General features: G+C 68.3%; 14 protein-coding genes. 5 read left to right on the top strand and 9 right to left on the bottom strand.

Features of this window, described 5'->3' with window-relative positions; translation table 11 throughout:
• Positions 1-53: 53 nt before the first annotated feature.
• From EJ105_RS22855 to EJ105_RS22820, 8 genes are all read right to left on the bottom strand, one after another.
• Positions 54-353, bottom strand: coding sequence for a hypothetical protein (locus EJ105_RS22855; RefSeq protein ID WP_029555160.1), 300 nt, complete (start codon positions 351-353; stop codon positions 54-56).
• Between the two features lie 109 nt (positions 354-462).
• A complete protein-coding gene (ppx, locus tag EJ105_RS22850; RefSeq protein WP_250168144.1) occupies positions 463-1989 on the bottom strand; it encodes an exopolyphosphatase in 1527 nt (508 codons plus the stop codon).
• Position 1990: 1 nt separating this feature from the next.
• A complete protein-coding gene (locus tag EJ105_RS22845; RefSeq protein ID WP_250168143.1) occupies positions 1991-4177 on the bottom strand; it encodes an RNA degradosome polyphosphate kinase in 2187 nt (728 codons plus the stop codon).
• A 106-nt stretch (positions 4178-4283) separates the two neighbouring features.
• Positions 4284-5015: an HdaA/DnaA family protein gene (locus tag EJ105_RS22840; RefSeq protein WP_250168142.1), complete on the bottom strand. Its 732-nt coding sequence runs from the start codon at positions 5013-5015 to the stop codon at positions 4284-4286.
• Between the two features lie 4 nt (positions 5016-5019).
• A complete protein-coding gene (locus EJ105_RS22835) occupies positions 5020-6102 on the bottom strand; it encodes an AI-2E family transporter (protein WP_250168141.1) in 1083 nt (360 codons plus the stop codon).
• Positions 6103-6288: 186 nt separating this feature from the next.
• On the bottom strand, positions 6289-6819 hold the full coding sequence (locus EJ105_RS22830) for a CDP-alcohol phosphatidyltransferase family protein (RefSeq protein ID WP_029555155.1): 531 nt from the start codon (positions 6817-6819) through the stop codon (positions 6289-6291).
• A gap of 71 nt (positions 6820-6890) precedes the next feature.
• The gene (gene murA / locus EJ105_RS22825) at positions 6891-8180 is read right to left on the bottom strand and encodes a UDP-N-acetylglucosamine 1-carboxyvinyltransferase (protein ID WP_250168140.1); all 1290 of its coding nucleotides are present in this window, start codon (positions 8178-8180) and stop codon (positions 6891-6893) included.
• Positions 8181-8249: 69 nt separating this feature from the next.
• Entirely contained in the window at positions 8250-8456 is a 207-nt protein-coding gene (locus EJ105_RS22820; protein WP_250168139.1) for a hypothetical protein, read from the bottom strand.
• A gap of 300 nt (positions 8457-8756) precedes the next feature.
• Between EJ105_RS22820 and EJ105_RS22815 the strand changes: the two genes are divergently transcribed.
• The 5 genes from EJ105_RS22815 (at position 8757) to gmk (ending at position 13545) form a co-directional block, all read left to right on the top strand.
• Positions 8757-8993, top strand: a complete 237-nt coding sequence (locus tag EJ105_RS22815; RefSeq protein ID WP_012115109.1) for an acyl carrier protein — start codon at positions 8757-8759, stop codon at positions 8991-8993.
• 109 nt (positions 8994-9102) lie between these two features.
• The gene (gene fabF, locus EJ105_RS22810; RefSeq protein ID WP_029555153.1) at positions 9103-10365 is read left to right on the top strand and encodes a beta-ketoacyl-ACP synthase II; all 1263 of its coding nucleotides are present in this window, start codon (positions 9103-9105) and stop codon (positions 10363-10365) included.
• A 473-nt stretch (positions 10366-10838) separates the two neighbouring features.
• Complete coding sequence (gene mltG / locus EJ105_RS22805) at positions 10839-11876, top strand: endolytic transglycosylase MltG (RefSeq protein ID WP_250168138.1); 1038 nt, start codon at positions 10839-10841, stop codon at positions 11874-11876.
• A gap of 92 nt (positions 11877-11968) precedes the next feature.
• Positions 11969-12838, top strand: coding sequence for a YicC/YloC family endoribonuclease (locus EJ105_RS22800; protein ID WP_029555151.1), 870 nt, complete (start codon positions 11969-11971; stop codon positions 12836-12838).
• 101 nt (positions 12839-12939) lie between these two features.
• Entirely contained in the window at positions 12940-13545 is a 606-nt protein-coding gene (gmk, locus tag EJ105_RS22795) for a guanylate kinase (protein ID WP_250168183.1), read from the top strand.
• Between the two features lie 21 nt (positions 13546-13566).
• On the opposite strand, the gene rnd is transcribed toward gmk, so the two are convergent.
• Entirely contained in the window at positions 13567-14715 is a 1149-nt protein-coding gene (gene rnd / locus EJ105_RS22790) for a ribonuclease D (protein ID WP_250168137.1), read from the bottom strand.
• Between the last annotated feature and the right edge of the window lie 10 nt (positions 14716-14725).

The raw sequence follows: 14725 nt of genomic DNA, 5'->3' as shown, positions 1-14725 counted from the left end.
GAGCAGACCATATCACCAGTCAGCCGGCTGAACTCCCCCGCAATGGCGGGTGATCAGACGTTGCGGCGAGGATCCTTGGGCGGGGTCACGTCGATCATGCCGCTCTCGTCCGGCGTGCCGTAGGTGCGCGTCTCGCGCAGGTCGATGACCCGGAAGGAGAAGCCGCCGTCGCGCTTCATGCCGGGCGCACGCCCGGTGACGAGGGCATAGACGCCGCCGCCAATGACCAGGGCGGTGATGACGATGCCTGCCACCAGGATTAGGCCGCCCACGAGCGTGAAGAGGGCGAGTCCGACGAGACCCGCCACCACAAGGCCGGCGATGCCGCCGAAGATGTTCACGAGCTGTTTCATGACTGAAAGACTGCCGGCCAATTCAGGCGGAAATCCGTGCGGCCACGCCGGAGCACGGGCAACCTTTTCGTGACCGGGCAGGGGGCCGGGGCTGGGTGGGGACGGCGGATCAGTCCGCCGCACCCTCCTCATACTGCTCCAGCGCCGGCTCGCGGCCGATGAGGCGGGCGAGCTGGCGCAGGCGGTTCTGCACCCGCTCGTTGATGAGCGGCACCAGCTGTTTCGGCACGCTCAGCGCCAGTTGGTCGCCGCGCACCTTCAGCGGCATGCGGGGCAGGATGCCGGGCATGGCGGCGGACAGCACATAGGCCACCCGCATGGCTGCGCCGAGGATGCGGGCGCGATCCAGCATTCCGGTGGTGACAAGCTCCAGGATGCGGGTGTCGCTCTCGTCAGCCCCGAGGCCTACGTGGCGGAAATAGACCGACAGTGCCACATAGGCCCGGCCGGGATGATCGATGCCGGCGAAGGCGGCATGGGCGATCATGTTCAAGCTCTGCTCGCCGCGATAGTCGGGATGGGCGCGCCAGCCCACGTCTGCCAGCAGGCAGGCGGCGCGGCGCAGCCGGCGCTCCTCCTCCGCTTCTTCCAGCACGGGCGCCGACGCGAAGAAGCCGTCGGTCCACGCCACCAGCTCCTCGCCGTGCAGCGGCGAGCGGGAGCGCAGGACGTTCATCTCCGCGGCGGCGATGAGCAGCGGGTCGCCGGCGCGCTCGGCTTCCGGCAGCAGCGAATAGAGCAGGCCCTCGCGCACGCCGAGCGCCGAGATGACCACCTCGGACGGACGGCCCTGCCGCACGATGTTCTCCAGCACCAGCGCGCCATAGGCCAAAAGCGGGCGGCGCGCGTCGGAGATCACGTCGATATGGGCCAGCGCCTCGGTATCGGCGCGATGGACGATGCGGGTGAAATCCAGCGCCTCGCGGGCTGGTATCACGTAGCCGTGCATCACATGCAGCGGATAGCCCTTGGTGAACATGTGCAGGCGCGCCAGCGCCCGCCAGGTGCCGCCCACCGCATAGAAGGTACGGCCGGCGAGGCCTTCCAGAACCTGCGCCTCCGGGATGGTCTCGCGGACGATCTTCTCCGCCTTGCGCGTCGAACGGGAGGAGCGGTCCTGCAAGGCGAGGCCGCCCAGAGGCAGGGTCACGCCCGTGCCGACGCTGCCGGCCTTCACGTCCACCAGCTCCAGCGAGCCGCCGCCCAGGTCGCCGACGATGCCGTCCGGCGCATGGACGCCGGCGACGATGCCATAGGCCGCAAGTTCCGCCTCGCGCTTGCCGGTGAGCAGCTCAATGCGGGTGCCGCAGATGGCCTCGCACTCGGCGATGAAGGCGGGGCCGTTCTGCGCGTCGCGCGCCGCGGCGGTGGCGAGGGCATGGACTTCGCCCACCTGCATCGCGTCACAGAGCGCACGGAAACGCTTCAGCGCGGCGAAGGCGCGATCGACCGCATCCTGCGGGAGCCGGCCGGTGGAGAGTACCTCCCGGCCGAGCCCGCACAGGGCCTTCTCGTTGAAGACCGGCGTCAGGGCACGGTTGAGCCCCTCGTACACCACGAGGCGCACCGAGTTGGAGCCGATGTCGATGACGGCAACCGGCGCCCCCTGGGACAGCCGGCCGGGGGCATGCGTCAACTCAGCGCCCGCCTCCGCGGCGGACGAAGAGGCTGCGCGGCGAAGAATCCTTGAGAGACTTTCCACGTCCGGACAAGCTCGGATTTGTCATGAAATACTGATGGGCGTTGAACGGCTCCTCGCCCGGCGCCGGGACTATGCGTTCCGACGAGCCATCCGGCAAGACGCGCCAGCTCTGCTGGTTGTCGATAAGGTTCGCAACCATGATCTGGTCGAGCACCTGCTCGTGCACGGTCGGGTTGGTGATGGGGCACAGGGTCTCGACCCGGCGGTCGAGGTTGCGCGGCATCAGGTCGGCCGAGGAGATGTAGACGATGGCGCTCGGGCTCGGCAGGCCGTGGCCGCCGCCGAAGCAGTAGATGCGCGAGTGCTCCAGGAAGCGCCCGACGATGGACTTCACCCGGATGTTCTCGGAAAGCCCGGGGATGCCGGGCCGGAGGCAGCAGATGCCGCGGATGACGCAATCCACCTGAACGCCGGCGGCGCTGGCGGCATAGAGCGCGTCGATGATCTCGGGATCCACCAGCGAATTGCACTTCAGCCAGATGGCCGCCGGACGGCCCGCCCGGGCAAACTCGATCTCGTCCGCGATGTGCTTCATCAGCCGCGGCTTGAGGAAGGAGGGCGACACGGCCATGGCGTCGAGTTCACCTGGCGTCGCATAGCCGGTGATGAAGTTGAAGATGCGCGCCACGTCCTGGGCGATCACCGGATCGGCGGTGAAGAAGGAGAGGTCGGTGTAGATACGTGCGGTAATGGGGTGGTAGTTGCCGGTGCCAACATGCACGTAGGTGGCGAGCTGGGAGCCTTCCCGGCGCACCGCCATGGAGAGCTTGCCGTGGGTCTTCAGCTCGATGAAGCCGAATACCACCTGCACGCCGGCGCGCTCCAGGTCGCGGGCCCAGCGGATGTTGGCTTCCTCGTCGAAGCGCGCCTTCAGCTCCACCAGCGCGGTCACCGACTTGCCGGCCTCGGCCGCTTCGGCCAGCGCCTTCACGATGGGGCTGTCGGAGGAGGTGCGGTAGAGGGTCTGCTTGATGGCGACGACGTTGGGGTCGCGGGCGGCCTGACGCAGAAACTGAACCACCACGTCAAAGGATTCATAAGGGTGGTGAACCAGAATGTCCTTCTCGCGAATAGCGAGAAAGCAGTCTCCGCCGTGGTCGCGGATGCGCTCGGGAAATCGGGCGTTGTAGGCTTGGAATTTCAGGTCCGGCCGGTCCACCGAGACGAGCTGTGAGAATTCGTTCAGCGCCTGCACGCCGTCCACCACGAAAATCTCGTCGTCGTTCACGCCGAGTTCGCGGGCGACGAAATTGCGCAGCTCCTCCGGCATGGCGGCGTCGGCCTCCATGCGGATCACCTCGCCGTAGCGGCGCTGCTTGAGGGCGGTCTCGAACAGGCGGACGAGGTCTTCGGCCTCTTCCTCGATTTCGAGATCGCTGTCGCGGATGACGCGGAACACGCCCTGTCCCTTCACCGCATAGCCGGGGAAGAGGCGCGCGATGAACAGGCCGATCATCTGCTCGAGCGTCATGAAACGCAGCGTGCCGGTGCCCTGATCCGGCAGGCGGATGAAGCGGTCGACCTTGGCCGGGATGCGGATGAGCGCGTTCATGCCCCGCCCGTCCGACTGGCGCACCAGCTGGAGGGCCAGCGAGAAGCCCAGATTGGGAATGAACGGGAAGGGGTGGGCCGGATCGATGGCGAGCGGGGTCAGGACCGGGAAGACGTGGTTGAGGAAGTGCCGCTCCAGCACCTCCATGTCCTCGGGCGTCCCATCCCCGCCATCCACCAGCACGATGCCGGCGGCGGCAAGGTCGCGCCTCAGTTCGCGCCAGCGCGCCTGCTGGTCGGAGATCAGCTGTGCGGCGGCGGCGAGGATGGTGGTGAGCTGCTCGGAAGGGGTGAGGCCATCCGGGCTCTGGGTCTGCACGCCCTCGCGCACCTGCTCCTTCAGGCCGGCGACGCGGACCATGAAGAATTCATCGAGGTTGTTGGCGGAGATGGAGAGGAAGCGCAACTGCTCCAGCAGGGGATGATTGCGGTTCTCCGCTTCCTCCAGCACGCGGCGGTTGAAGCCGAGCCAGGAAATCTCGCGATTGATGAACCGCTGCGGCGACTGCGCGAGCGGGCTTTCCACTTCGGAGACGATTTCGGTGTCGGAGAGAGCCACAGCCTCGTTCATGCCCATTCGCTCCCGTCGCTCCCTCATGCCTCATTGGCGGAAACCGGCCGGACCATGGCCGGCTTGCATGACCACTCTATGACATTGCGCCGGCCTTGCGCGTTCCTCAATCGTCCGCGTCCGGATCGGTCCCGGCGGAGGCCTCGTCCGCCAGATCGCCGGCCGCCAGCACCTGGGCTGCCAGCGCGCGGGTCACCGGCCGCCGGGCGGCCAGCGCGGCCTGGTCGAGCGCCTCGACGATGCGTTGGGCCCCCGCCACCGAGCGCGGGATGCGCAGCAACAGATATTGCACGGTCGCCTCGTCCACCGCGAGCTGCCGGTCTGCAAACAGCTTCACCAGCACGGCCGCCAGCAGGGAATCGTCCGCCGGGGCGATCTCGAACACCGGGATGGCGCGCAGCCGGGAGGCGAGGTCGGCCGTGGCGAGAGGGAAGCCGGAGGGCGGCGTGCGCGCCGTCATCAGGAGATAGGACTGCTGCTCGCGGGCGAGATTGAGCAGGTGGAACAAAGCCGGCTCGCTGAAGGTCGCCGGGTCGAGGTCCTCCAGCACCAGCGCGTCGCGGGCGAGGGCCGCCGGCACAGCCTCGCGCACGAGGTCGCGGGCAGCCATCGTCAGGGCGCCCGACCGCTCGGCGAAGATGGCGGCGAGGTGGCTCTTGCCCGCGCCTTCCGGGCCGACGAGGCAGGCGACACGCGACGGCCAGTCGGGAAAGGCGTCGATCAAGGCGAGCGCCGCCGCGTTGCCGGGCGCGGCGAGGAAGTCGTCGCGGCGCAGCGCCGGCTGGTTCGGCAGGTCGAGGGCAAGCTGGCGCGGCGGTTCTGCCGGGGGGCGGGGCATAGGGTCAGCGCGCCTCCGCCGGCGGATCATCGTCCGCCGCGCCCTGGTAGAGCGAGGATTGCATGTAGCGGGCGATGGCGAAGTGCACCAGAACGCCCGCCACCGCCGTCAGCGGCACAGCCAGCAGCAGGCCGACGAAGCCGAACAGGTAGCCGAAGGCGAACAGGGCAAACATCAGCCACACCGGATGCACGCCGATGCTGTCGCCCACCAGTTTCGGCGAGAGCACATAGCCCTCGATGGTCTGGCCGGCGACGAAGATGGCGAGCACGGTGCCGATCATGCTCCAGTCCGGGAAGAACTGGACGATGGCGACGCCCATGGCCAGCACGAAGCCGGTCAGCGAACCCACATAGGGGATGAAGGTGATGACCCCGGACACGATGCCGATCAGCAGGCCGAAGTTCAGCCCCACCATGGAGAGGGAGACGGCATAGAAACCGCCGAGCAGCAGGCAGACCATGGCCTGGCCGCGCACGAAGCCGGCCACCGCGCTGTCCATGGCGAGGGCGAGGCTCCTCACCACCGGGCGGTGCGGCACGGGCACCAGCCGGTCCACCAGCCCGACCATCTCATTCCAGTCGCACAGGATGTAGAACACAACCACCGGCGTCACCACCAGCAGCGCGAACAGCGAGATCAGCGCCTGCCCGCCGGACCAGACCGACGAGAGCAGGCTCAGCACATGGCTGACCCCCTGGGTCATCAGGTCGGAGATGGAGCGCTGCATGTCCGGCAGCCGGTCGCCGACGATGCCGCTCAGCCATTCCCGGTTCTCTTCGGTCAGAAGGCCCTGCAGGCGCGTCACGTAGGACGGCAGGCGCTGGATGAACTCGAACAGCTGGGACGACAGGATGGGCAGCGCCAGCAGGAAGAACAGCATCACCAGCAGCAGCATGATCCCCACCACCACGAGGGCGGAGAGGGCGCGGGCGACGCCGATGCGCTCGAGGCGCGCGACCACCGGATTGAGGAAGTAGGCGAGCACGATGCCCGCCACGAACGGCAGGAGGATGCCGGAAAGCAGCCACAGGACGAAGGCGGTGAGCAGCAGTGCGCCCACCCAGAAGCGGGCCTGGATGCGCACGGAGGTCCCCTCCATCCCGGAATGGATCGGCACGGGCATGCGCGGAAGCCGGGCAAACGCGGCACCGCGACGCGCCGGCGACGTGGGGTCGCTGCGGAGTTCCGGCATGCGGGTGCGGTCGCCGTCCATCACCTTGCGCCTTTCAACCAGCCGCCCGAAGGGGCGCCGATCCTGAACCGTAGCCCCTCAGCTTGCCATATGGCGCGTCCATGCGGCGAGATAGGCAGCGGCGGAAAGGCCCGTCAAGAGGCCGACAAGCACGAGCCCCAGATCGTACAGGCCGGGCACCGTCACCCCGAAGCCGGCGCTCGCCAGCACAAGGGCGGCGAAGCTGATCTGCGCCGCCGTGTTCACCTTGGAAATGAGAAGCGGGCTGATCGTCACCGGCTTGGCCATCACCAGCGACAGCACCACCGCGCCGATGATCATGACATCCCGCGACACCACGGCGATGGCGACCCAGCGGGGGATGAGGCCAACCACCGCCAGCGTCACGTAGATGGAGATGAGCAGCGCCTTGTCCGCCACCGGGTCCAGATAGGAGCCGAGCTCCGTCTGCATCTGGAAACGCTTGGCGATGAAGCCGTCGAGCGCATCCGAGATTCCGGCGGCGAGGAACAGCCAGAAGGCAAGGAGCGGCTCGCCGGAGGCGATGGCCCACACCACGGCCGGCACCAGGAAGATGCGCAGCAAGGTGATGATGTTGGGGATGCTCAAGGCTCTTCCGCCACCCTGATAGCGTTGAAAGGCCGGTCGAATGAGAGGGGGCGCGGTGCTCCGCGCCGTCCTCAGCCGCTGATGCGCTCGATTTCCGCGCCGCAGCGCGACAGCTTCTCTTCCAGTTTCTCGAAGCCGCGATCGAGGTGGTAGACGCGCTGCACCATGGTCTCGCCCTCGGCGGCGAGGCCGGCAATGACCAGGGACACCGAGGCGCGCAGGTCGGTGGCCATCACCGGGGCGCCGGTCAGGCGCTCGACACCCTCCACCACGGCAGTGTCGCCGTCGAGCTGAATGCGGGCGCCGAGACGGGCCAGCTCCTGCACGTGCATGAAGCGGTTCTCGAAAATGGTCTCGGTGATGCGCGAGCGCCCCTTGGCCTTGGTCATCAGGGCCATGAGCTGGGCCTGGAGGTCGGTCGGGAAGCCGGGGTAGGGGGCGGTGGAGACCTCCACCGGCAGGATTCCGGCGCCGTTGCGACGCACGCGGATGCCCTCGTTGGTGGCGTCGATCTCCGCGCCGGCGTGGCGCAGGGTCTCAAGCGCGTCCTCCAGCAGGTCCGGGCGGGCGCCGGCCAGCATCACGTCGCCACCGGTCATGGCGGTGGCCATGGCATAGGTGCCGGTCTCGATGCGGTCGGGCAGCACCGCATGGCGGGCGGCCTTGAGGCGCGGCACGCCCTCGATGCGGATGGTGGAGGTGCCGGCCCCCTCGATGCGCGCGCCCATCTTGATGAGGCAGTCGGCGACATCGACGACCTCGGGCTCGCGCGCGGCGTTCTCGATCACGCTCTCGCCGCGGGCGAGGGCGGCGGCCATCAGCGCGGTGTGGGTCGCACCCACCGACACCTTCGGGAAGACGATGCGGGCGCCGGTGAGCCCGCGCGGCGCCTTGGCCAGCACGTAGCCGGCGTCGATCTCGATGTCGGCACCGAGGGCACGCAGGGCGTCGAGGTGGAAATCCACCGGCCGCGTGCCGATGGCGCAGCCGCCGGGCAGGGAGACCTTGGCGACGCCCATGCGGGCGAGGAGCGGCCCCACCACCCAGAACGAAGCGCGCATCTTCGACACCAGCTCGTAGGGAGCAATGGTGTCCACGATGACGCGGGCGTCGATCTCCAGCGTCTGGCCGGCATAGGGGTCGTCCCCGTTGCGCTTGCCGTTGGTGGTGATATCCACGCCGTGATTGCCGAGGATGCGCTGCAGCAGCGCCACGTCCGCGAGCCGCGGGACGTTCTCGAGAATCAGCTTCTCCTCGGTCAGGAGGCTGGCAATCATCAGCGGCAGGGCTGCGTTCTTCGCGCCCGAGATGGGGATGGTGCCCTTCAGCTCGTTGCCGCCGACGATGCGAATCTTGTCCATGCCGTCCTGTCCTTGCCTTGCGGGCGGCGCCCCCCTGAGCCGGCCGTAAGCGGATGTAAGAGAGAAGCTCTAGCCCGCCTCGCCGTCCGGCACAATCGCGGGCTTCCCCTCGGGCGGGGCGCTGCTACCACCCGTTGCGGGATTTCCACCGGAAGCCTCGGGCGAGGCATTTTCCTCCTGCGGCGCGCGCCGGGCGCGCGCCTGCGCCTTGCGGCGCTGGAGATTGGCGCGCAATGCAGCGGCGAGGCGATCCGATCGATCCGTGTCAGAAGCCATGATGTTCCCCTTTCGTCCCAATAGAGGCGCGGGCGGACCGGCGCAAGGGCACCCTTTCTCCTTACCTTTGCGTGCATTGCTGGCCTTGCCGCAGGGAGTATGCTAACGAGCCCAATTGCTGGGCCGGGGGCACGCGGGCGTTCAGGCGCTCCACCATCCGCGCGCGGCGCGAGGACGGGCCGACGCGATCTCGTCTCCTTCGCGACGGAGGGGGGCTGGGCACGGCGGAAAAAAGGCATTATGCCCTCCTCCAGCCGCCGAACGGCAACGGGATTATCCGAACAACCGAGGGTTCGATCTATGAGTGACATCGCCGAGCGGGTGAAGAAGATTGTCGCGGAGCATCTGGGGGTTGAACCCGAGAAGGTCACGGAGAGCGCCTCCTTCATCGACGATCTCGGCGCGGACAGCCTCGACACCGTGGAACTCGTGATGGCCTTCGAGGAGGCCTTCAACTGCGAGATCCCGGACGATGCCGCCGAGACCATCCTGACTGTGGGCGACGCGATCAAGTTCCTGGAAAAGAACGCGGCTTGATCCATTCGCGTGTCCATCTGGCGGTCGCGTGGCGCTCGGCGCCCGCGGCCGTTGTTGCACCGGGCCGCGCGCCAGGCGCGCTGTTCGCCCGCCTCTCGGAGTTTTTCCCATGAGACGTGTTGTCGTCACCGGCCTCGGCATGGTGACGCCGCTCGCCTGCGGCGTCGAGCCGACCTGGCGGCGGCTTCTTGCCGGCGAAAGCGGTGTCAAGACGATCAGCCACTTCGAGGTCTCCGACCTCGCGTGCAAGATCGCAGCGAACATCCCGCGCGGCGACGGGTCCGACGGCACCTACAATCCCGACCAGTGGATGGAGCCGAAGGAACAGCGCAAGGTCGATGAATTCATCGTCTTTGCCATGGCTGCGGCCACCCAGGCCCTGGACGACGCCGGCTGGCATCCCACGTCCTACGAGGACCAGATCACCTCGGGCGTGCTGATCGGCTCCGGCATCGGCGGCATCGAGGGCATCGCGGATGCCTCCCTGCTGCTGAAGGATCGCGGCCCGCGCCGCATCTCTCCCTTCTTCATTCCCGGCCGGCTCATCAACCTTGCCGGCGGCTACGTCTCCATCGCCCACGGCCTCAAGGGGCCGAACCACGCGGTGGTCACGGCCTGCTCCACCGGCGCCCATGCCATCGGCGACGCCGGACGCCTGATCGCCCTCGGCGATGCGGATGTGATGGTGGCGGGCGGGACCGAATCGCCCATCAACCGGCTCGCCATCGCCGGCTTCGCCGCGTGCAAGGCGCTCTGCACCGCCTTCAACGAGGATCCGACCCACGCCTCGCGCCCCTACGACAAGGACCGTGACGGTTTCGTCATGGGCGAGGGCGCCGGTGTCGTGGTGCTGGAAGAGCTTGAGCATGCGAAGGCCCGCGGCGCCAAGATCTACGCCGAGCTTGTCGGCTACGGCCTGTCGGGCGATGCGTTCCACATCACCGCCCCGTCCATGGACGGCGACGGCGCCTATCGCTGCATGTCGGCGGCGCTGAAGCGCGCGGGGATGACGGCGGACGACGTCGACTACATCAACGCCCACGGCACCTCCACCATGGCCGACGAGATCGAGCTCAAGGCGGTGGAGCGGCTGCTCGGCAACGCGGCGGCCAAGACCGCCATGTCGTCGACCAAGTCGTCCATCGGTCATCTGCTCGGGGCCGCGGGGTCGGTGGAGGCGATCTTCTCCATCCTCGCCATCCGCGACCAGATCGCCCCGGCGACGCTGAATCTCGACAATCCGTCGGTGGAGACGCCGATCGATCTCGTGCCGCTGACGCCCAAGCCGCGCAAGATCGACGCCGTTCTCTCCAATTCCTTCGGCTTCGGCGGCACCAACGCGTCGCTCGTCTTCCGCCGCTACGCCGCCTGATGCGGCCCGACGGCCGGGCTCGCGCCCGGCCGCACGACGCTGGGACAGCCTGCCCCCGTCACGCCCGAATGTCCCTTTAGCAAGCCGCCAAAAGGTGGCTGACTGCCCCGCCGACACGGTGGGAGCCTTCGCCGACGACAAGGGAGCCCGGGATGGCCCAGTCCAACGACGGATCATCGACGCGCGAGGAGCCGGCGGAGGCCGGGGGCACGGCAGCCCCGACGCCGGCATCTTCCGAGCCTGCCGCTGCGCAATCTCACGTCGGCGCCGGTGAGGAATCGCCGCTTCTGCTCAAGGGGCAGATCCGTCCGCCCGCGCCCCCGAGCGCCGCCGGTGTGTCCGCTCCGCCGCGTCCGCCCGCCGCTCCTCCGATGCCGACCGGTCCTGCCCGCAGTTCGAAGCCGGGCAAGGCGCCGCCGCGCCGGCCTCCGCCCAAACCGCCGAGGCCGTCGCGCAGCGCGCGGCATCCGGCCGTGACCATCGGCAGCGGCATCTTCACCTTCCTGCTGTTCGTCTTCGTCGCGGTGGGGCTCGCCGGCTGGTATGGCCAGCGCGCCTTCACCGAGCCGGGCCCGCTGACCACCGAGAAGGTAGTGAACATTCCGCGCGGCGCCGGCGTGCGCGACATGGCCGAAATTCTGGAACGCGAGGGCGTAATCCAGAGCTGGGTGCTGTTCGTTGCCGGGCAGAAACTCGCTAGGCCGGATGCCTCGCTGAAGGCGGGCGAATACGTGTTCAAGCCGGGCCAGTCGGTGGCGAGCATCATCGACACCATCGCCTCCGGCAAGGTGGTGCTCCACCAGGTGACCATCCCCGAGGGGCTGACCAGCCAGCAGGTGGTCAAGCGGCTGATGGACAATGACCTGCTCACCGGCACGCCCGCCGTGCCGCAGGAGGGCACGCTCCTGCCCGAGACCTACCGCATCCATCGCGGCATGACCCGGGATGCGGTGCTGCAGGAGATGGCGGACGCGCAGAAGAAGCTGCTCGCGACCATCTGGGCCAAGCGCGCGCCGGACGTGCCGCTCAAGAGCCCGCAGGAACTCGTCACCCTCGCCTCCATCGTGGAGAAGGAGACCGGCAAGGACGACGAGCGTCCCAAGGTCGCCGCGGTGTTCGTCAACCGCCTGACGAAAAAGATGCGGCTGCAGTCCGACCCGACCATCATCTACGGTATCGTCGGCGGCAGGGGCTCGCTCGGGCGTCCGATCTCACGCACCGACATCGCCACGGCGACCGCCTACAACACCTATGCCATCGACGGTTTGCCGCCCGGCCCCATCTGCAATCCGGGCAAGGACGCGCTGATGGCGGCGGCCAACCCGCCGAAGACGAAGGATCTGTTCTTCGTCGCGGACGGCACCGGCGGACACGCCTTCGCCGAGACCTTGGCGGACCACAACAAGAACGTCGCCCGCTGGCGGGCGATCGAGCAGGGCGCAGCCCCGGCGCAGGGCGGACAGCCGCCTGCCGCGCCGGCCGCCACACCTCCGGCCGCACCCGGCCGCTAAAAGACACGGAGACGGCAATGGCCGCGGGACCGATCATCAAGCGCGCAGCCGTCTCGGCCGGAAAGGTTGAGCCGAGGACGCCGCTTGCCAGCATGACCGGCTTCGCCCGCGTCTCCGGTTCGCACGGGCCGTGGCGCTTCGGCTGGGAGGTGCGCTCGGTGAACGGCAAGGGCCTCGACCTGCGCCTGCGCCTGCCGCCCGGCTTCGAGTCGCTGGAATCGGACGTGCGCAGCCGCACCGGGCAGGTGCTCTCGCGCGGCTCCGTCGCCGCCAACCTCACCGCGACCCGCGAGGGCGAGGCCTCCACCGTCCGCGTCAACCAGGGCGCGCTCGAGGCGCTCTACCGCGCCATGGCCGAAAGCGCGCGCCGTCTTGGCGCCGCTGCGCCGACCCTTGATTCGCTTTTGGCCGTGAAGGGCATGGTGGAGATCACCGAGGCCGAGGACAGCGAGGAAGAGCGCCGCGCCCTTATGGCCGCGGTGCTGGACGCCTTCGACCGGGCGCTGGCCGAACTCGGCACCATGCGCGAGCGGGAAGGCAGCGCCCTCAATTCCATCCTGACCGAGCGGCTCGATACCATCACCGGCCTCGTCTCCCGCGCCGAGCGCCTGCCAGAGCGTTCGGTCGAGGCGGTGAAGGCGCGCATCGCCGATCATGTCCGGGTGCTGATGGAGGCCGCTTCCCTCGATCCCGAGCGGCTCCACCAGGAGGCCATTCTCGCCGTCACCAAGGCCGACGTCCGCGAGGAACTCGACCGCCTCGTCGCCCACATTGCCGCTGCGCGCGACCTGATGGCCGCCGGCGGGCCAGTCGGGCGGCGGCTTGATTTCCTCGCCCAGGAGTTCAACCGCGAGGCGAACACCCTGTGCTCGAAGTCCAATTCCGTGGCGCTCACGCAGATCGGGCTTGACCTCAAGCTGCTCGTGGACCAGTTCCGCGAGCAGATCCAGAACCTAGAGTGAAGTCCGCCGCGATGCCCAATTCCGCCTCATCTTCCGTGTCGTCGCACTTCGCGCTGCCGGGCTGGAAGCCGGGCGCCGGGGTGCTCGCCCGCCGCGGACTGATGCTGGTGCTCTCCTCGCCGTCGGGCGCGGGCAAGACCACCCTGTCCCGTCTGCTGCTGAAGAGCGATGACCGCATCACCATGTCGGTCTCGGTGACGACCCGCGCACCGCGGCCGGGCGAGGAACACGGCAAGGATTATTTCTTCGTCGATCGCGACACCTTCCACCGCATGCGCGACGAAGGCGAACTGCTGGAGCACGCCACGGTGTTCGAGAACCTCTACGGCACCCCGCGCGGGGCCGTGGAACAGGCGCTCTCCGCCGGGCGGGATGTGCTGTTCGACATCGACTGGCAGGGCACCCAGCAATTGGGTGAGAGCGCACAGCAGGATCTGGTGAAGGTCTTCATCCTGCCGCCGTCCGCCGCCGACCTCGAGCAGCGGCTGAGGTCGCGGGCTCAGGATTCGGAGGAGGTCGTGCACCAGCGCATGGCCAAGGCCTCGGACGAGATCAGCCACTACACCGAATACGACTACATCATCATCAATCACGACGTGGAAGACAGCCTCACCAAGCTCACAGCCATCCTCCAGGCGGAGCGGCTGAAGCGGCGGCGGCTCACCGGGCTTTCCAGCTTCGTGAAGGGCCTGCGCGACCACCTCTGAGGCGCGCCGGTCGGGTAGCGGCTATTTCTGCACCGCCACCACCTTTCCCCTGTCCACGGCGAGAGCGAGCTGCCCGGCCTTGAGCGCGAGGGCGTGCACGCCGAACAGCTCCCGCCGCCAGCCCTTCAGAGCCGGCACGTCGGCCTCGTCGCTCACCGCGATGCGCTCCAGATCCTCGGTCGTCGCGATCACCTTGGCGGCGACGGCGTTCTGCTCCGCCGTCATGCGCAGCAGCACCTTCAGCAGTTCGACCGTGGCGCTGGCACCGTTGGGCAGGGGTTTGTCTCGCTCGATGCGCGGCAGGGTCTTGGGATCGCGCGCGACACCGCGCTTCACCGCTTCCAGCACCGCCTCGCCGTAGCGCGAGCGTTCGAACCCCTTGGGCAGGGACCGCAGCTCCGCCAGGCGCTCCGGGGTCTGCGGCTGCTGCACGGCGATCTCGCCGATCACTTCGTCCTTGATGACGCGGCCGCGCGGCAGATCGCGGGTCTGGGCCTCGCGCTCGCGCCAGGCGGCGACTTCCACCAGCACCGCCAGCTCGCGCGGCTTGCGCACGCGGGACTTGAGCCGTTCCCATGCCTGTTCGGGATGCTGCTCGTAGGTGGCGGGGGAGGTTAGGACGTGCATCTCCTCGCCCACCCACTCGCCGCGGCCGCGGGCGTCCAGATCCGCCGTGAGCTTGATGTAGATGTCCCGCAGATGGGTGACATCGGCGATGGCGTAGGTGATTTGCGCCTGGCTCAGCGGCCGGCGCGACCAGTCGGTGAAGCGGGAGGACTTGTCGAGGCTGTGGCCGACGGTGCGCTGGACCAACTGGTCATAGGAGATGCTGTCTCCGTATCCCAGCACCATGGCCGCCACCTGGGTATCGAACACCGGGTGGGGAATCAGCCGCGCCTGATGCCAGATGATCTCGATATCCTGCCGCCCGGCATGGAACACCTTCATCACCCGCTCATTGCCCATGAGCCGGTAGAAGGGGGCGAGATCCAGCCCTTCCGAGAGCGCATCGATGAGGATGGCCTCGTCGGGGGATGCAACCTGCACCACGCACAACTTCGGCCAGAAGGTGCTTTCCCGCAGGAATTCGGTGTCGACGGTGACGAAGGGGTGTCGCGCAAGACGCTCGCAGGCAGCTGCCAGCGCCTCGGTCGAGGTGATGGGGTCCATCCGTCAAACA

It is taken from the genome of Xanthobacter aminoxidans (genome assembly GCF_023571765.1).
GTDB lineage: Bacteria > Pseudomonadota > Alphaproteobacteria > Rhizobiales > Xanthobacteraceae > Xanthobacter > Xanthobacter aminoxidans.
This window is presented reverse-complemented; position numbering and strand designations above follow the sequence as displayed.